General features: G+C 53.6%; 19 protein-coding genes. 2 read left to right on the forward strand and 17 right to left on the reverse strand.

Going from position 1 to position 16,117, the window contains the following annotated elements; all coding sequences use genetic code 11:
• From QMZ65_RS16230 to fkpA, 9 genes are all read right to left on the reverse strand, one after another.
• Window positions 1-326 (reverse strand): GTP-binding protein (locus QMZ65_RS16230; RefSeq protein ID WP_249221757.1); only part of this gene is annotated, 326 nt, incomplete at its 3' end.
• 69 nt (window positions 327-395) lie between these two features.
• Window positions 396-2,510 carry an elongation factor G gene (gene fusA / locus QMZ65_RS16235; RefSeq protein ID WP_034830766.1) on the reverse strand — a complete coding sequence of 705 codons (2,115 nt, stop codon included), beginning with the start codon at window positions 2,508-2,510 and terminating at the stop codon, window positions 396-398.
• Between the two features lie 93 nt (window positions 2,511-2,603).
• On the reverse strand, window positions 2,604-3,074 hold the full coding sequence (gene rpsG / locus QMZ65_RS16240) for a 30S ribosomal protein S7 (protein WP_007886246.1): 471 nt from the start codon (window positions 3,072-3,074) through the stop codon (window positions 2,604-2,606).
• Between the two features lie 96 nt (window positions 3,075-3,170).
• A complete protein-coding gene (rpsL, locus tag QMZ65_RS16245; RefSeq protein WP_006120575.1) occupies window positions 3,171-3,545 on the reverse strand; it encodes a 30S ribosomal protein S12 in 375 nt (124 codons plus the stop codon).
• Window positions 3,546-3,671: 126 nt separating this feature from the next.
• Window positions 3,672-3,959 carry a sulfurtransferase complex subunit TusB gene (gene tusB, locus QMZ65_RS16250; RefSeq protein ID WP_211729249.1) on the reverse strand — a complete coding sequence of 96 codons (288 nt, stop codon included), beginning with the start codon at window positions 3,957-3,959 and terminating at the stop codon, window positions 3,672-3,674.
• 9 nt (window positions 3,960-3,968) lie between these two features.
• Window positions 3,969-4,328: a sulfurtransferase complex subunit TusC gene (gene tusC / locus QMZ65_RS16255; RefSeq protein ID WP_034830771.1), complete on the reverse strand. Its 360-nt coding sequence runs from the start codon at window positions 4,326-4,328 to the stop codon at window positions 3,969-3,971.
• Window positions 4,328-4,714, reverse strand: coding sequence for a sulfurtransferase complex subunit TusD (tusD, locus tag QMZ65_RS16260; RefSeq protein WP_058960611.1), 387 nt, complete (start codon window positions 4,712-4,714; stop codon window positions 4,328-4,330). The genes tusC and tusD overlap by 1 nt, the downstream gene beginning before the upstream one ends.
• On the reverse strand, window positions 4,714-5,436 hold the full coding sequence (locus tag QMZ65_RS16265) for a helix-turn-helix transcriptional regulator (RefSeq protein WP_034830776.1): 723 nt from the start codon (window positions 5,434-5,436) through the stop codon (window positions 4,714-4,716). Before QMZ65_RS16265 ends, tusD begins: the two co-directional genes overlap by 1 nt.
• Before the next feature lie 268 nt (window positions 5,437-5,704).
• The gene (gene fkpA / locus QMZ65_RS16270; protein ID WP_045833796.1) at window positions 5,705-6,535 is read right to left on the reverse strand and encodes an FKBP-type peptidyl-prolyl cis-trans isomerase; all 831 of its coding nucleotides are present in this window, start codon (window positions 6,533-6,535) and stop codon (window positions 5,705-5,707) included.
• 279 nt (window positions 6,536-6,814) lie between these two features.
• Here fkpA and QMZ65_RS16275 point away from each other — a divergent pair, with 279 nt between their 5' ends.
• Window positions 6,815-7,033, forward strand: a complete 219-nt coding sequence (locus QMZ65_RS16275; RefSeq protein WP_034830802.1) for a SlyX family protein — start codon at window positions 6,815-6,817, stop codon at window positions 7,031-7,033.
• Window positions 7,034-7,079: 46 nt separating this feature from the next.
• Here QMZ65_RS16275 and slyD read toward each other — a convergent pair whose 3' ends face one another.
• The 4 genes from slyD to kefG form a co-directional block, all read right to left on the reverse strand.
• The gene (gene slyD, locus QMZ65_RS16280) at window positions 7,080-7,634 is read right to left on the reverse strand and encodes a peptidylprolyl isomerase (RefSeq protein WP_034830781.1); all 555 of its coding nucleotides are present in this window, start codon (window positions 7,632-7,634) and stop codon (window positions 7,080-7,082) included.
• A gap of 193 nt (window positions 7,635-7,827) precedes the next feature.
• Window positions 7,828-8,022: a YheV family putative zinc ribbon protein gene (locus QMZ65_RS16285; RefSeq protein WP_034830784.1), complete on the reverse strand. Its 195-nt coding sequence runs from the start codon at window positions 8,020-8,022 to the stop codon at window positions 7,828-7,830.
• A 46-nt stretch (window positions 8,023-8,068) separates the two neighbouring features.
• Window positions 8,069-9,871, reverse strand: a complete 1,803-nt coding sequence (gene kefB / locus QMZ65_RS16290; RefSeq protein WP_283216355.1) for a glutathione-regulated potassium-efflux system protein KefB — start codon at window positions 9,869-9,871, stop codon at window positions 8,069-8,071.
• Window positions 9,871-10,422, reverse strand: coding sequence for a glutathione-regulated potassium-efflux system ancillary protein KefG (kefG, locus tag QMZ65_RS16295; protein WP_034830789.1), 552 nt, complete (start codon window positions 10,420-10,422; stop codon window positions 9,871-9,873). Before kefG ends, kefB begins: the two co-directional genes overlap by 1 nt.
• Window positions 10,423-10,537: 115 nt before the next feature.
• Here kefG and QMZ65_RS16300 point away from each other — a divergent pair, with 115 nt between their 5' ends.
• Entirely contained in the window at window positions 10,538-12,442 is a 1,905-nt protein-coding gene (locus tag QMZ65_RS16300) for an ABC transporter ATP-binding protein (protein ID WP_097119694.1), read from the forward strand.
• A gap of 226 nt (window positions 12,443-12,668) precedes the next feature.
• Here QMZ65_RS16300 and tauD read toward each other — a convergent pair whose 3' ends face one another.
• From tauD to tauA, 4 genes are read right to left on the reverse strand one after another with little or no spacing between them, the layout of a single operon-like run.
• The gene (gene tauD, locus QMZ65_RS16305) at window positions 12,669-13,508 is read right to left on the reverse strand and encodes a taurine dioxygenase (RefSeq protein WP_097119695.1); all 840 of its coding nucleotides are present in this window, start codon (window positions 13,506-13,508) and stop codon (window positions 12,669-12,671) included.
• Entirely contained in the window at window positions 13,505-14,332 is an 828-nt protein-coding gene (tauC, locus tag QMZ65_RS16310) for a taurine ABC transporter permease TauC (protein ID WP_283216356.1), read from the reverse strand. Before tauC ends, tauD begins: the two co-directional genes overlap by 4 nt.
• Complete coding sequence (gene tauB, locus QMZ65_RS16315) at window positions 14,329-15,096, reverse strand: taurine ABC transporter ATP-binding subunit (protein ID WP_097119696.1); 768 nt, start codon at window positions 15,094-15,096, stop codon at window positions 14,329-14,331. Before tauB ends, tauC begins: the two co-directional genes overlap by 4 nt.
• A 10-nt stretch (window positions 15,097-15,106) precedes the next feature.
• A complete protein-coding gene (tauA, locus tag QMZ65_RS16320) occupies window positions 15,107-16,087 on the reverse strand; it encodes a taurine ABC transporter substrate-binding protein (RefSeq protein ID WP_502921533.1) in 981 nt (326 codons plus the stop codon).
• Window positions 16,088-16,117 lie beyond the last annotated feature (30 nt).

Raw genomic sequence — 16,117 nt, forward strand, 5'->3', positions numbered from 1 at the left:
GTCGCAGCAACAACCAGGATCGCGCCGTCCATCTGCGCAGCACCGGTGATCATGTTTTTCACATAGTCGGCGTGGCCTGGGCAGTCAACGTGCGCGTAGTGGCGAGTCGGGGTTTCATATTCAACGTGTGAAGTGTTGATGGTGATACCACGAGCTTTCTCTTCTGGTGCGTTATCGATCTGATCGAACGCTTTAGCAGAGCCGCCGTAGGTTTTAGCCAGAACGGTGGTGATAGCTGCAGTCAGAGTGGTTTTACCATGGTCAACGTGACCGATGGTGCCAACGTTTACGTGCAGTTTGTTACGCTGAAATTGCTCTTTCGCCATGGCGATAATTCCTTACGTTGTGCCTTCATGAGTCATGAAGGCATCAGTTCACAATTTTTAAACCGTAGCTTATTTGCTACGAGCTTCAATAACGGCCTGAGCGACGTTGTTCGGCGCATCATCGTACTTCAGGAACTCCATGGAGTAAGAAGCACGGCCTTTGGTCAGAGAACGCAGCTGGGTTGCATATCCGAACATTTCAGACAGTGGAACTTCAGCATGGATCTGAACGCCAGTAGCGTTAGATTCCTGTCCTTTGAGCATACCACGACGACGGCTAAGGTCACCGATAACGTCACCGGTGTTCTCTTCCGGAGTCTCTACTTCAACCTTCATGATCGGCTCAAGCAGAACGGGCTGTGCTTTCTTAAAGCCATCTTTGAAGGCTAAAGAAGCGGCCAGTTTAAACGCCAGCTCAGAGGAGTCAACGTCATGGTAAGAACCGAAGTGCAGACGAACACCCAGATCTACTACCGGGTAACCGGCCAGTGGACCAGACTTCAGCTGCTCCTGGATACCTTTATCAACCGCAGGGATGTATTCAGTTGGAATCACACCACCCTTGATGTCGTTGACGAATTCGTAACCTTTAGGGTTAGAACCCGGCTCCAGTGGGTACATGTCGATAACAACATGACCGTACTGACCACGACCACCAGACTGCTTAGCGTGTTTACCTTCAACATCGGTGATTTTAGCGCGAATCGCTTCGCGATAAGCAACCTGTGGTTTACCGACGTTCGCTTCAACGTTGAACTCACGCTTCATACGGTCAACGATGATGTCGAGGTGCAGCTCACCCATACCCGCGATGATGGTCTGGTTAGATTCTTCATCAGTCCATACGCGGAAAGATGGATCCTCTTTTGCCAGACGACCCAGAGCCAGACCCATTTTTTCCTGGTCAGCTTTGGTTTTCGGCTCAACGGCGATAGAGATTACTGGCTCTGGGAATTCCATGCGCTCAAGAATGATGACATTTTCTGGATCACACAGGGTGTCACCAGTGGTCACATCTTTCAGGCCGATCGCAGCTGCGATGTCGCCCGCACGAACTTCTTTGATCTCTTCACGTTTGTTAGCGTGCATCTGAACGATACGGCCCAGACGCTCACGGTTTGACTTAACCGGGTTGAACACGGTGTCACCGGTGTTAACAACACCAGAGTAAACGCGGAAGAAGGTCAGGTTACCCACAAACGGGTCGGTTGCGATTTTGAACGCCAGAGCAGCAAACGGCTCGTTGTCGTCAGAATGACGCTCAGCCGGCGTGTCTTTACCGTCGTCCAGCATACCGTTGATCGCGGTAACGTCAGTCGGTGCTGGCAGGTATTCAACTACCGCATCCAGCATCGCCTGAACACCTTTGTTCTTAAATGCAGAACCACAGGTAACCAGGATGATTTCGTTTTTCAGCACGCGCTTACGCAGAGAAGTTTTGATCTCTTCTTCAGTCAGCTCTTCACCGCCGAAGAATTTCTCCATCAGCTCATCAGAACCTTCTGCAGCGGCTTCAACCAGATTCGCACGCCATTCATCAGCCAGTTCCTGCATATCAGCTGGGATATCTTCGTAAACGAAGGTAACGCCCTGATCTTCATCGTTCCAGTTGATGGCTTTCATTTTCACCAGGTCAACAACACCGGTGAATTTCTCTTCTGCGCCGATTGCCAGCTGAAGCGGAACCGGGTTTGCACCCAGGCGCGTTTTCATCTGATCAACAACTTTCAGGAAGTTAGCACCCATGCGGTCCATTTTGTTAACGAACGCGATGCGTGGAACTTTATATTTGTTAGCCTGGCGCCATACGGTTTCAGACTGTGGCTGAACACCACCAACCGCACAGTAAACCATTACTGCGCCATCAAGCACACGCATAGAACGCTCAACTTCGATGGTGAAGTCAACGTGTCCCGGGGTGTCAATGATGTTGACGTGGTGTGGCTCGAACTGCTTAGCCATACCTGACCAGTAACAGGTGGTTGCAGCGGAAGTGATGGTAATACCACGTTCCTGTTCCTGCTCCATCCAGTCCATGGTTGCGGCGCCGTCATGCACTTCACCGATCTTGTGGTTTACACCGGTGTAGAACAGAACACGTTCGGTAGTGGTAGTTTTACCGGCGTCGATGTGAGCACTGATACCGATGTTACGATAGCGCTCAATGGGTGTTTTACGAGCCATTTGATTCCTCTGATTCTGAGACGTTCTAAGTTAAAAAAGCCCAGCAGGTAAGCCACTGGGACGCCCGCTGGGTTAATAACAACTACGTGGCTGTTACCAGCGGTAGTGTGCGAACGCCTTGTTGGCTTCAGCCATACGGTGAACGTCTTCACGTTTCTTAACTGCAGTACCTTTGTTCTCTGCAGCGTCAGAAAGTTCGTTCGCCAGGCGAAGAGCCATTGATTTATCACCGCGTTTACGAGCAGCTTCAACGATCCAACGCATTGCCAGAGCATTACGACGAACCGGACGGACTTCAACTGGAACCTGGTAGGTTGAACCACCAACGCGACGTGACTTAACTTCTACAGTCGGACGTACGTTTTCGAGTGCAACTTCAAAAGCTTCCAGACCATCTTTACCTGCACGTTGAGCCAGGGTATCAAGTGCGGTATAGACGATAGATTCTGCAGTAGATTTTTTACCATCTACCATCAGGATGTTTACAAATTTAGCCAGCAATTCTGATCCGAACTTAGGATCTGGCAGGATTTTACGCTGACCAATGACGCGACGACGTGGCATGGAAATACTCCGTTGTTAATTCAGGATTGTCCAAAACTCTATGAGTTTATTTTGACATTAAAGTGAAAATGTTTGGCCTTACTTAACGGAGAACCATTAAGCCTTTGGCTTCTTCACGCCGTACTTGGAGCGTGACTGCTTACGGTCTTTAACACCTGAGCAGTCAAGCGCGCCGCGAACGGTGTGGTAACGCACACCTGGCAAGTCTTTAACACGACCGCCACGAATCAGGATCACTGAGTGTTCCTGGAGGTTATGACCTTCACCGCCGATGTAGGAGGTAACTTCAAAACCGTTAGTCAAACGCACACGGCAAACTTTACGCAGTGCTGAGTTTGGTTTTTTAGGGGTAGTGGTGTACACACGAGTACAAACACCACGTTTCTGCGGGCAAGCTTCCAGCGCAGGCACGTTGCTCTTTGCAACTTTGCGTACGCGTGGTTTGCGAACCAGCTGGTTAACTGTTGCCATTAAATAGCTCCTGGGATTTAGCTTTTTGCTTCGTAAACACGTAATAAATCGCCTCGTATTACTACGAGGAGGCAGAATTTTAGGGCTGTGTCAAAAGGGTGTCAAGAAATAACCAGGTTTTCCTTGCTACCAGGCCACTTGTTGTTGGTGCTTCACCGTCATCGCAACGAAACCAGTATAGTCCAAACGTGCTACTTTGGTCGAAATTTGCTCAACCAACCCACGCGCGACCACATCTTCCTCAAGAACCCAAAGCGCGGCCGGAGAGGCTTGCAGCTTGATGAACATCTGGCTGCCCTCAAGCGCGGCCGTGACGCCATCCTGCATTAGCAGCAAGTCGTCGCCCTTCTGCATCAGCAGTAACAGGCTATCGATATCGCATTGCCAGGGTGATTGCAGCAGCGTGTAGAGCATGTTGGATTCTCAGAAACGAAGGATTCGATGATAAGTGGCGAGTTTCTGGCGCAGTGTCGCGGCATCCAGCACTTCAGCCGTCATCACGCGTTCAGCCGTCAAGCTTTGCCCGCGCGCATCAAGTGACTCTCGGCAGGCGAAACACTGGTCGATGTCGTAGAGATCGAGCACGCCGAACGTCGCGATATAGTTGCGAGCCAAAATCTGCTCAGGCTGCTGTGCGCGTTGCAGTTGCAGTACGCCATCGCCAATAAAGAACAGTCCAATGTCTTCGCTGAGCGCGCCAGTGGCCAGCACCGCATCCAGCCCTTCCCTGCCCGCGCTGCTGCCGTGGGGTGCCTGAGTGAAAAGAAATGCCACACGATTCATCAGAATTGCACCAAACGATCACAGCTCAACGCGGCTTCTGCCAGCGCACCTAAGCCGCTCAGTTCAAAACCAGGCTGCAAATTACTGCCCACCAGTTGCAAGCGCGTCGCTTCCTGCTCATCCGTCACGCCACGGCGCAATGCGGCAGCCACGCAAATATTTAGCGCGGCACCACTCTCTTCGCGCAGTTGCTGCCATGCGCGCACCACATCGACTTCATCGCTGGCAGGTGAAGTGAGCTGATTGGCATTCAGCACGCCTTCTCTATAAAAGAAAACACTTTCCAACTGGTGCCCTGCTTTGAGCAACGCACGAGCAAACAGCAATGCACTACTGGCATTCTGCGTACCGTACGCTGGCCCCGTTACCAGCAAGGTATAGCGCATTAGCGATCCTGCCCCTGGAAGTCTCCACTTTTGAACTGGCGGATGTAGAGATAAACCGTGTGTTTGGAAATATTGAGACGATCGGCCACCTGGTTAATCGCATCCTTGATATCAAAAATTCCCTTCTCGTACAGGTTGAGCACAATCTGGCGATTCTTGGCGTTGTTCGACACATTGCGGTCGTTGCTCACTTCCTCAATGGTAAATTCCAGCGTTTGCATCACCAGGTCTTCGACTGAGCTGGCAAAGTTGACGTTGGAATCTACCTGCTGCATTTCCGGCGGCATAAAGGTCGACATAATCTGCGAGAACGGCACATCAAGGTTCATGTTAATACACAGCAGGCCAATCACGCGCTGCTGACGATTGCGAATCGCGATGGTGACCGATTTCATCAGCACGCCGCTCTTAGCGCGCGTGAAGTAAGCACGGGACACATTGCTGTCAGCGCCATGCATATCGTGCAGCATGCGCAGTGCCAAATCGGTAATCGGCGAGCCCACTTTACGGCCGGTATGTTCACCGTTGGCGATGCGCACGGCGGAGCATTTCAAATCTTCCAGCGAGTGCAGCACGATTTCGCAGTGCGAGCCGATCAGCATCGCGAGGCCATCAACGACGGCTTCGTAAGATTTGAGAATATCGTAATCGGCTTGCTCGAACGGACGTTGCTCCAGTAAATCGAAGTCAGTCAGTTCACCGGGATTGAATGGATTAGACATCGAAGACATTACCCTAAATGGCTGGAGCCTGTCTCGACAGCTTTGGGGCAGACTCATATTGTGATAGTTGTGCAGGCGCTAGTCTGGCAAATGTCGGGATGTTTAGCCAGAGCTTTACTCATTCCCCTAAACAATTTGGGTTGCTGCAAGACGGCAAGTTGGTTCATGCCCTGAGCATGAGTGAGGATGGCGAGCACAGCCAGCGCAGCTCAAGTCTGGCGGACAAATAAAAACGCCGCCCGGAGGCGGCGTCAGAAGCGCAAGCAGATTACTGCGCTTTCTTATCAGCAGCGGCCGGAGCCTGTGCTTTCTCATCCGCTTTTGGCGCTGGCTTGATATCCAGCAGCTCAACATCAAATACCAGCGTTGAGTTGGCCGGAATGCCCGGAACGCCATTTTTACCGTAAGCCAGGTTCGGTGGGATCACCAGCTTGATCTTGCCGCCTTTCTTCACGTGCTTAAGACCTTCGGTCCAGCCTGGGATCACGCCGTCGAGACGGAATGACAGTGGCTCGCCACGGGTGTAAGAGTTATCGAACTCGGTACCGTCGATCAGCGTACCTTTATAGTTCACGACGACGGTGTCGCTGTCTTTAGGTGCGTCACCGGTGCCTTCTTTCTCAACCTGATACAGCAAGCCAGATTCAGTTTTCTTCACGCCTTTTTCTTTGGCGAATTTATCAGCGTAAGCGGCACCCTTGTCAGAGTTCTCTTTCGCGTCCTTTTCCATCTTCGCCTGTGCAGCACCTTTCACGCGGCCTTCGAAGGCTTGCAGTGTCTGCTCGATTTCTTGATCAGACAGCTTGCTCTTGCCACCGAATGCATCCTGAACACCTGCGATCAACTGATCTTTGTCCAGTTTGATGCCCAGTTTCTCTTGTTCCTTCAGAGAGTTGTCCATGTAGCGACCCAAAGAAGCACCCAGCGCATAAGCTGACTGCTGGTCTTCGTTTTTGAAGGCAGCATTTTTCGGTGCCTGCGGTGCTGCCTGAGCAGCGTCAGCCGGAGCCGCAGCGGTTTCAGCTGCCATTGCCAGCGGTGCATTCAGCGCAATGGCCATGGTGGTAGCTAACAATGTGACTTTAAACAGTGATTTCATCCTTTCTCCAAAACCGAAGCATCTAAACCTCGGGAATCATTGCGGACAGTGGCCCACACTATAACTTTACGTGGCAGCGGCGAACACTCCCACAACGTAATTACCCGCTTAACATCCGACCTTTTTTGCATCAGGAAGTTTCACCAGAGATGAAGGCATTAGCGCTGATTTCAACCGCAAAGCCCCATAAAGGTTAAAAATCGGGTGATTCTGCCGCTAAAGACCGTAGAATCACGCCCGATACGCGCCAGGCGCAGCACCGTGACAGGAGAAGAAATGATGCAGCATGAAGAGTGGGAACAACGCCTTGAGGCGCTGGAGAGCAAACTGGCATTTCAGGAGCACACCATCGATCAGCTCAATCTGACGGTGACTCAACATGAACTGGAGATGAGTCGTATGCGCGAACAGGTACGTTTATTAGTGGATAAAGTGAAAGCAGCGACACCTTCACCGATTGCTTCGCAGTCCGAAGAGACGCCACCACCGCACTATTAAAGCAAAAGGCCACCTGAAGGTGGCCTTTTGTTGTTCAATGCAGAACTTAGTGGCTGCAACCGCAACCGCCAGTACCACAACCGCCCTGGCCGTGATCGTGACCATGGTCGTGATCGTGGTCATGATGATGACCATCTGCACCATGTACATGGCCGTGTGCGATTTCTTCTTCCGTTGCTTCACGGATCGCTACCACTTCCACGTTGAAGTTCAGGTTCTGACCCGCCAGCATGTGGTTACCATCAACCACAACGTGCTCGTCTTCCACTTCAGTGATTTCAACCGGCACTGGACCCTGATCGGTTTCTGCCAGGAAGCGCATGCCAACCTGCAGTTCATCGACGCCCATGAACACGTCTTTTGGTACACGCTGCACCAGGTTGTCATCGTACTGACCGTAAGCGTCGTTTGCCGGAATATGCACATCAAACTTATCGCCAACCGCGTGATTTTCCAGCGCTTTTTCCAGACCAGAAATCAGGGAACCATGACCGTGCAGATAGTCCAACGGTGCACTCACCGGTGACTCGTCAACCAACACACCGTCTTCGGTACGAACCTGATACGCCAGGCTCACCACCAGGTCTTTTGCTACTTTCATGATATCTCCTAACCGTTGAGAACTGAGATCCCGTCTCATTGGTCTATTTTGCGTGCAATAACCAACCAGAAAGGTTCAAGACTGAGGATGCCAACAAATGTGTTGCTGCATACTGCTCAGCGTTAATGGCGCCGATTGTAGCGGAATTCAATCCCGCTGTAAGTTTATGCTTAAAAAAAGCTGCGCCATTCCGCTACTCAGGATGAAAAATGCCAATCACTTGCTCATTGCTGCGCACCTTATCGCGAACTTGTTTATCCGCTTCGCGCATCTGGTGGCCGCATTGAACGCACTCCACCACTTCGACATTGTTCTCACGCCACAACGCCAGCGTGTCTTTTTCCTGACATTGCGGACATACCGCACCAGCAATAAAACGTTTACGCATACTCTTTCCTGCCCGCTATTAAGCAACGGATATGTTAAGTGTAGTCCTACTCGTCATCCCAACCGTCAATCTGGCGTTTTTCATGCTGCATTTCGCGCTGGAAGATGTCTTCTAACTCACGACGAGCTTCACGCACGCGTGAAACCTGCGCACTGTCATCATGACTGGGTACCAGTTCACGCAGCATGCGCATATCGAGGCGACGGAAATGCTGCTGCGCGCGCTGTGCCTGATGTGGATGCATCCCCAATGAGATCAGCGTCTTGCGCCCTAACTCCAGCGCACTGGAGAAGGTTTCACGCGAGAACAACGTTACGCCCGCTTGCAGTAATTCATGGGCTTCCACACGGCCACGCGCACGCGCCAGAATTTCCAGCTGCGGGAAGTGCTGCTGGCAAAGGTGAACGATGGACATCGAATCTTCCGGATCATTGCAGGTAATCACAATGGATTGTGCATTCTCCGCACCGGCAGCACGCAGTAACTCAAGCTCAGTGGCATCGCCGTAGTAAACCTTATAGCCATATTTGCGCATCAGGCTGACAGCCGAGATGTCACGCTCCAGCACCGTAATACGCTTATTGTTAGCCATCAGCAAGCGGCCCACCACCTGACCAAAACGACCAAAGCCAACCACAATGACCTGCGGCTGATCATCTTCGACAAACGGCTTCTCATTGTCATCATCGGGCTCATTGAACCGACGTGCGAGAATTTTATCCACCCCCTGCATCAACAGCGGTGTGGTCATCATCGACAGCGTCACCGTCACCAGCAACAGTGGTAATTGATCGCCGCTAAACAGTTTGGCCGACGAGGCCGCTGAAAACAGCACAAAAGCAAATTCACCGCCCTGGCTAAGCACCCCGGCAAACTGCAGGCGCTCGGAACTGCGTAAACCATAAATACGGCCCAGCACATAGAGCACCAGCGTCTTGACCGCCACGAGAATTACTACGCCAAGGATAATCTCCGCGATATGGGTATAGAGCACGCCCAAATTCAGCGCCATGCCGACGGAAATAAAGAACAGCCCGAGCAGCAACCCTTTGAAGGGTTCGATCGCCACTTCCAGCTCGTGCCGATATTCACTCTCGGCCAGCAGGATCCCGGCGATAAAGGTGCCGAGGGCCATCGACAGCCCTAACATATCCATAAACAGCGCCGAGCCCAGCACCAGTAATAATGAAGCCGCCGTGAACACTTCACGCACACCGGAAGCGGCGATAAAGCGGAAAATCGGACGCAGCAGATAACGGCCACCCACCAGCATGACAGCAAACGCCAGCACCTTCATGCCCACTTTCAGCCAGTCAACATGGCCACTGTCGCCACCGGCCAGCAGCGGCACGAGGGCTAATGCGGGGATGACAGCCAGATCCTGGAACAGCAGCACCGAGAAGCCGAGTTGTCCCGCTTCGCTACGATTCATGCCTTTATCGCGCATCAATTGCAGTGCCATAGCCGTCGAAGACATTGCCAGGCCAATCCCGCCGATCACCGCGGCTTGCCAGCTAAAGTTGGTCAGCCACAGCAGCACACCGAGAATCGCGGTAGAAACCAATACCTGCGCAGCGCCCACACCAAAGATTGAACGTCTTAACGCCCAAAGCTTGGCGGGATTCAACTCCAGCCCGATGATGAACATCAGGAACACCACGCCGAGTTCGGAGAAGTGCAGAATCTCATCGACGTCACTAATAAACCCGAGTCCCCACGGGCCGATAGCAATACCCGCCACCAGATAACCCAGCACGGCACCAATGCCTAGTCGGGCCGCAATCGGCACCACAACCACAGCGGCCACCAGATAAATCACTCCGGCAGTGAGTAACGTTTGACCTTCCATCACATCACTCCCTGCGGCAATGGTGACGAGAGCCAGTCACGGTAGGCGCGCGCATAATTGCGCATCACTTCCGGTGTCTGGCGGCGAGCCCAATAGATCACCATCGGCGTCATCCAGTGCATACGACACATCTGCGCCGTCAGCTCAAACGGACGCATGATGTCGCTCATCGGATAACGATTCAGGCCGTTATGGTGATACGCGGTTTCCGGTTCTCCGGTGGTCACCACGCTGCGCCAGTACTTGCCCTCCAGCGCATTCCCGTCCTGGCCGCTGGCAAACCCACGCGACAACACGCGATCCAGCCACTCTTTCAGCAAAGCCGGGCAGCTGTAGGTATACAACGGATGCTGGAAAACGATGATTTGGTGTTCGCGCAGCAGCTGCTGCTCGTAATGAATATCAATGAAAAAATCCGGATAGTGGGCGTATAAATCGTGCACCGTGACGTGGTCCAGTTCCATAGCCGACTGCAGCAAAACCCGATTAGCAATCGAATCCTGTGTTTCCGGATGGGCGTAAAGCAGCAAAATTTTGGGTGGCTGCGACATCGTTCCCCTCCAAAGCGTCGTCACCGCAACGGAATTCCGCTACCATGCTCGACGCAACTAACCATTATTGAATTATGTTGCCGATAAATTAACATATTCTGACGATACGGCGCTTATGATTGTCTTTTCCGCATTACAAATACGCCGCGGCACTAACGTGCTGCTGGACAACGCAACAGCCACCATTAATCCCGGCCAAAAAGTCGGTTTGGTGGGTAAGAACGGCTGTGGAAAATCCACGCTGCTGTCGCTCCTGAAGGGTGAAATTAGCAGTGATGCAGGCAATTTCACTTTTCCAGGTAACTGGGCGCTGGCATGGGTGAACCAGGAAACCCCGGCCCTCACTAAAGCCGCGCTGGAATATGTTATCGACGGCGACCGCGAATATCGTCAGCTTGAATCCGAATTAGCTGATGCTAACGCCAGGGATGACGGCAACGCCATCGCTCTGCTGCATGGCAAGCTGGATGCAATTCAGGCGTGGAGCATACATGCTCGCGCCTCCAGCCTGCTGCACGGATTGGGCTTTAGCCAGGAACAATTAATGCGGCCGGTGAGTGATTTCTCCGGTGGCTGGCGTATGCGCCTTAACCTTGCGCAAGCGTTGGTGTGCCGATCCGATCTGCTGCTACTTGATGAACCGACTAACCACCTCGATCTTGACGCTGTTATCTGGCTAGAGCGCTGGTTGAAAAGCTATGAAGGCACGCTGATCCTCATCTCGCATGACCGTGACTTCCTTGATCCGGTGGTGGATAAAATCATTCATATCGAACAGCAGACGATGTTCGAATACACCGGCAACTACAGCTCGTTCGAGCGCCAGCGCGTCGCCAAACTGGCGCAGCAGCAGGCGTTGTTCCAGAGCCAGCAGGAAAAAGTACAGCACCTGCAAAAGTACATCGATCGCTTCCGCGCCCAGGCCACTAAAGCCAAACAGGCGCAGAGCCGTATCAAGATGCTGGAGCGCATGGAGTTAATTGCCCCGGCTCACGTCGATAACCCGTTCAGCTTCAGCTTTCGCGCACCAGAGAGCCTGCCCAATCCATTACTGAAAATGGAGAAAGTCACGGCGGGTTATGGCGAACGCATCATTCTTGATGCCATCAAACTGAATCTGGTACCGGGTTCACGCATTGGTCTACTCGGCCGTAACGGTGCGGGTAAATCAACGCTGATCAAACTGCTGGCCGGTGAAATTGAAGCGCTGGATGGCAAAGTTGGCCTGGCAAAAGGCATCAAGCTTGGCTACTTCGCTCAGCATCAACTTGAATACCTGCGCGCCGATGAATCGCCATTGCAGCATTTGGCCCGTATTGCGCCACAAACGCTGGAACAACAGCTGCGTGATTATCTCGGCGGCTTCGGTTTCCAGGGTGATAAAGTCAGTGAAATCACTGAACGTTTCTCAGGCGGTGAAAAAGCGCGACTGGTGCTGGCACTGATCGTCTGGCAACGTCCAAATCTGCTGCTACTCGATGAACCGACCAACCACCTTGATCTCGACATGCGTCAGGCATTGACCGAAGCGCTGATTGATTTCGAGGGTGCGCTGGTGGTGGTTTCGCATGACCGTCATTTACTACGATCCACCACCGACGATCTCTATCTGGTGCATGACCGCAAAGTCGATGTGTTTGAAGGCGATCTCGATGATTACCAGCAGTGGTTGAGCGATCTGCAAAAGCAGCAAGCCCAGCAGGATGCTGCACCGAAGCAGGATAACGCCAACAGCGCCCAGTCTCGTAAAGATCAGAAACGCCGCGATGCTGAACTGCGCGCGCAAACCCAGCCGTTGCGTAAAGAGATCGAGAAGTTAGAGAAGCAGATGGCGAAGTGGCAGAGCCAGCTCCGCGAAGCGGAAGCGATGCTGTCAGACAGTGCAATTTACGATCAGAGCCGTAAGGCCGATTTAACCTCGGCGCTGCAACGTCAGGCTGAAAGCAAATCGGCGCTGGAAGACGTTGAAATGGCCTGGCTGGATGCCCAGGAACAACTGGAGCAAATGCTGGCGAGTTAGTGTTCAGCATCCATGCTGCCCCTGCAGGGTGAGTGCCTGCTGTAAGATCAGCAGGCAGGGTTCGCATCTCTGGAAGGCCAGCATTCTTGTTCAGCTTCTGCTGTCAGGCAAGTATGTCTGGTGCGGATTTCGTGGATGCTCAGCGTCTGTTGTAAGTCCGGTATTCTTGTTCAACTTCTGCCGACAGGTCGGCATTTAGGCCGACCTGGTTAACCATTGCACTCTTTTAAAACGGAACATCCCCTAACACCGTCGCCCGATGCATTACTCGCCGCGCCGGATAGTAATCGGCATTCGCATAATGCTGCGTGACGCGGTTATCCCAAATAGCCACATCATTCTCCTGCCAGCGCCAGCGCACCTGAAACTCCGGTTTTGCCGTGTGCCAGAACAGGAAATTCAGCAGTGCTTCGCTCTCCTTCTCACTCAATCCCAGTAAACGCGTCGTGAAGCCTTCATTGACAAACAGCGCCTTGCGCCCGCTCACCGGATGGGTACGAATCACCGGATGCTGCACCGGCGGATGTTTGGCGACCGCTTGCTGCCAGCGCTGATGCTCTTCTTCCGTCTTGCGGTACTTATACTCCTGGAACGACTTCTTAAAATCATGCTCCGCCTGCAAGCCGCTCAGCAGTTGCTTAAACGGTTCGGACAACGCTTCATAGGCCGCAATACCCGTTGACCACAACGTATCGCCACCGCTTTCCGGCAGCAGCTTAGACGCTAAAATCGCAATCGCCGGCGGCGTTTCAATAAAGGTCACATCGGTGTGCCAGTTATCGTTATCCGGTGGATTATCCTGATGGGTATCCAGCACGATAATTTCTTCCACCCCCTCCGCATGCGGATACACCGGATGGATGTGCAGATCACCGAAGCGGATCGCCAAAGCGCGCTGCTGTTCCGGCGTGATCACCTGATTGCGCAGGAACAACACCTGATGGCGCAGCAGACCATGATAAAGCTGCTCAAACTGCGCGTCGCTTAACGGGCGGCTGAGATCGAGGTCGCTAACCTGCGCACCGATATGCGGGCCCAGCGCGGTAAAAGTGATACGTTCGTTCATTGCTGTTCTCCATTCCAGGGCGTTAATCGGCGCTGCAAAGCGCGCAGACCCAGTTCTAAGCTAAAAGCGATCAAGGCAATTACGGCGATTCCGGCCAGCACCACATCGGTGGCAAGGAACTCGCCCGCCGACTGCACCATAAATCCCAGTCCGCGCGTGGCAGCAATCAGTTCGGCGGCCACCAGCGTCGACCAACCCACGCCGAGGCCAATGCGTAAACCGGTAAGGATTTCAGGCAATGCGCCCGGCAGGATGACAAAGCACAGCAGTTGCCAGCGCGTGGCGCCTAGTGCCTGCGCAGCGCGAATCCGCACCTGCTGAGCATTCTTCACACCCACCAACGTCGACAGCGTAACCGGCGCGAAGATCGCCAAATAAATCAGTAAAATTTTTGAGGTCTCACCGATACCGAACCAAATCACCATCAGCGGCAAATAGGCGAGCGGCGGCACCGGACGATAGAGTTCAATCAGCGGATCGAGCAGCCCCCTAATCGCGGGACTTAGGCCCATTGCAATCCCCACCGGGATGCCAATCAACGCAGCGAAGAACAGCGCCACCAGCATGCGCGTCAGGCTGGCGCCCAAGTGCTGCCATAGGGTCGCATCCATAAAGCCTTGCGGGCTGGCGATCAGCAGCAGCTTTTGCAGCACCTGCTGGGGCGGCGGCAGAAATAGCGGTGCCACCAAATTGAGCGCCGTCACGCTCCACCACACCAGCAGCAGCACGGCTACACTCAGCAAGCTCAGAGAAAACTGCGGTGAAAAAGGCCAGCGCAACGTGCGTCGGCGAGTCTGGGTTTTCTCATCAATCACCGCGCTCATACAAACGCCTCCCGTTGGGAAAAGACCTGATTCAGCACATATTCACGACGCTCGATAAAGGCCGGGTCGGATTTGATACTGCGGCACGGTTCACCCGCAGCGAAGCGCTGACCGAAGTCGAGTTTGATGCGCTCCACCACACGGCCTGGCCCCGGCGACAGCAGCACCAGTTCGCTGGCAAGAAACACCGCTTCTTCAATATCGTGGGTAATCAACAGAATCTGTTTGCCGGTATCACGCCACAGCGTCAGCAGCAGGGTTTGCATCTGTTCGCGTGTAAAGGCATCCAGCGCACCAAACGGCTCATCTAACAGCAGCAACTGAGGATCAGCCGCCAGCGCACGCGCAATCCCCACGCGCTGACGTTGCCCCCCAGAGAGCTGCCAGACAAAACGCTTTTCTGCCCCTTCCAGTCCGACTTTGCGGATTAAACGGCGAGCAATGGTGTGGCGTTCAGCCTTGTCCATTCCCGCCAGCTGCAAGCCAAACGCCACGTTATCGATCACGTTACGCCACGGCAGTAGCCCTTCGTTCTGAAACACCACGCCACGTTCTGCGCCCGGTCCATTTACCGCTTTGCCATCCAGCGTGATACTGCCTGACTCCAGCGGCAGGAATCCGGCGATCAAGTTCAGTAAGGTGGTTTTGCCACAGCCTGACGGTCCCAGCACCACCAGCAGGTCGCGTTGTTCCAGCTGCAGGTTGATATCCTGCAGCGCGGGTTGTCCGGCGTAACGTGCATTCAGATTGGTGATGCTGAGCATACGGCCTCCGTTATTTCGCCAAAGGCGCGACAAAGCGCGTGGTGACAAAGCTGCTGTAATCATTAGCGGCATCCGGCACTTTGCCCTGCTCTTTCAGGAAGCGCGCGGTATCAACAATGGCTTTGTTCACTGGCTTGCCCAGCTGTTCCACCTGCTGCTGTGCGGTCAGGTAGGTATTGCCTTGCACCAGAACCGGCACATCGCTTTCCGGTACGCCACTCAGGCGCGCCAGTTTGCTGAGATTGTCGGGCTGCTTGAGCCACTGTTCTGGATTCGCAATGTAGGCTTGCTGTGCCTCAATCGCACTGCGCGCGAAAGCGGTAACCACGTCAGGGTGCTGCTGAGCGAAATCTTTGCGCACCACCCACACATCCAGCGTTGGCGATCCCCATTTGCCCACCTGAGAAGAGTCGGTTAACACCGTGCCATCCTTTTCCAGCTCGTTTACCGCCGGTGACCAGACGTACGCGCCGTCGATATCACCGCGTTTCCACGCTGCAATAATGGCTGGCGGTTGCAGATTCACTAACTGCACCTGCGATGGCTTGATGCCCCAATGTTTGAGCGCTGACAGCAGGCTGTAATGGGTGGTGGAGATGAAGGGCACGGCGATGCGTTTGCCAATCAGATCCCTGGGACTGGTGATGGATTTTTTGACCACCAGCGCTTCGGAATTGCCAAGCTGTGATGCCAGTAAGAAAGCTTCGATGGGCAACTGCTGTGTTGCCGCCACTGCCAGCGGGCTGGACCCGATATTACCGATTTGCACATCACCGGAAGCCAATGCCCGCAGCACGCTGGCACCGCTATCAAACTTGCGCCAGTCGACCGTCGCGCCACTTTCTTTGGCGAAGGTGTTATCGGCCTGCGCCACTTTGGCCGGTTCCGCCGAGGTTTGATATGCCACGGTGACGTTGACCGCCTGTGCCTGGAATGCCATCAGGGCCAATGCTGCCGCCACTGCCGTTATCTTTTTTTTTACTGCCATCATCATTCACCCCAATGTTATGTCGTGATGGCA

This window comes from Pantoea sp. EABMAA-21 (assembly GCF_030053335.1).
In the GTDB taxonomy this organism is placed as follows: domain Bacteria; phylum Pseudomonadota; class Gammaproteobacteria; order Enterobacterales; family Enterobacteriaceae; genus Pantoea; species Pantoea communis.

Bases quoted from the DNA above. Each gene is read 5' to 3' on its own strand.
- fusA (WP_034830766.1), bottom strand. From the start codon at position 2,510: ATGGCTCGTAAAACACCCATTGAGCGCTATCGTAACATCGGTATCAGT.
- rpsG (WP_007886246.1), bottom strand. From the start codon at position 3,074: ATGCCACGTCGTCGCGTCATTGGTCAGCGTAAAATCCTGCCAGATCCT.
- rpsL (WP_006120575.1), bottom strand. From the start codon at position 3,545: ATGGCAACAGTTAACCAGCTGGTTCGCAAACCACGCGTACGCAAAGTT.
- tusB (WP_211729249.1), bottom strand. From the start codon at position 3,959: ATGCTCTACACGCTGCTGCAATCACCCTGGCAATGCGATATCGATAGC.
- tusC (WP_034830771.1), bottom strand. From the start codon at position 4,328: ATGAATCGTGTGGCATTTCTTTTCACTCAGGCACCCCACGGCAGCAGC.
- tusD (WP_058960611.1), bottom strand. From the start codon at position 4,714: ATGCGCTATACCTTGCTGGTAACGGGGCCAGCGTACGGTACGCAGAAT.
- QMZ65_RS16265 (WP_034830776.1), bottom strand. From the start codon at position 5,436: ATGTCTAATCCATTCAATCCCGGTGAACTGACTGACTTCGATTTACTG.
- fkpA (WP_045833796.1), bottom strand. From the start codon at position 6,535: ATGAAATCACTGTTTAAAGTCACATTGTTAGCTACCACCATGGCCATT.
- QMZ65_RS16275 (WP_034830802.1), top strand. From the start codon at position 6,815: ATGCAGCATGAAGAGTGGGAACAACGCCTTGAGGCGCTGGAGAGCAAA.
- slyD (WP_034830781.1), bottom strand. From the start codon at position 7,634: ATGAAAGTAGCAAAAGACCTGGTGGTGAGCCTGGCGTATCAGGTTCGT.
- QMZ65_RS16285 (WP_034830784.1), bottom strand. From the start codon at position 8,022: ATGCGTAAACGTTTTATTGCTGGTGCGGTATGTCCGCAATGTCAGGAA.
- kefB (WP_283216355.1), bottom strand. From the start codon at position 9,871: ATGGAAGGTCAAACGTTACTCACTGCCGGAGTGATTTATCTGGTGGCC.
- kefG (WP_034830789.1), bottom strand. From the start codon at position 10,422: ATGTCGCAGCCACCCAAAATTTTGCTGCTTTACGCCCATCCGGAAACA.
- QMZ65_RS16300 (WP_097119694.1), top strand. From the start codon at position 10,538: ATGATTGTCTTTTCCGCATTACAAATACGCCGCGGCACTAACGTGCTG.
- tauD (WP_097119695.1), bottom strand. From the start codon at position 13,508: ATGAACGAACGTATCACTTTTACCGCGCTGGGCCCGCATATCGGTGCG.
- tauC (WP_283216356.1), bottom strand. From the start codon at position 14,332: ATGAGCGCGGTGATTGATGAGAAAACCCAGACTCGCCGACGCACGTTG.
- tauB (WP_097119696.1), bottom strand. From the start codon at position 15,096: ATGCTCAGCATCACCAATCTGAATGCACGTTACGCCGGACAACCCGCG.
- tauA (WP_502921533.1), bottom strand. From the start codon at position 16,087: ATGATGGCAGTAAAAAAAAAGATAACGGCAGTGGCGGCAGCATTGGCC.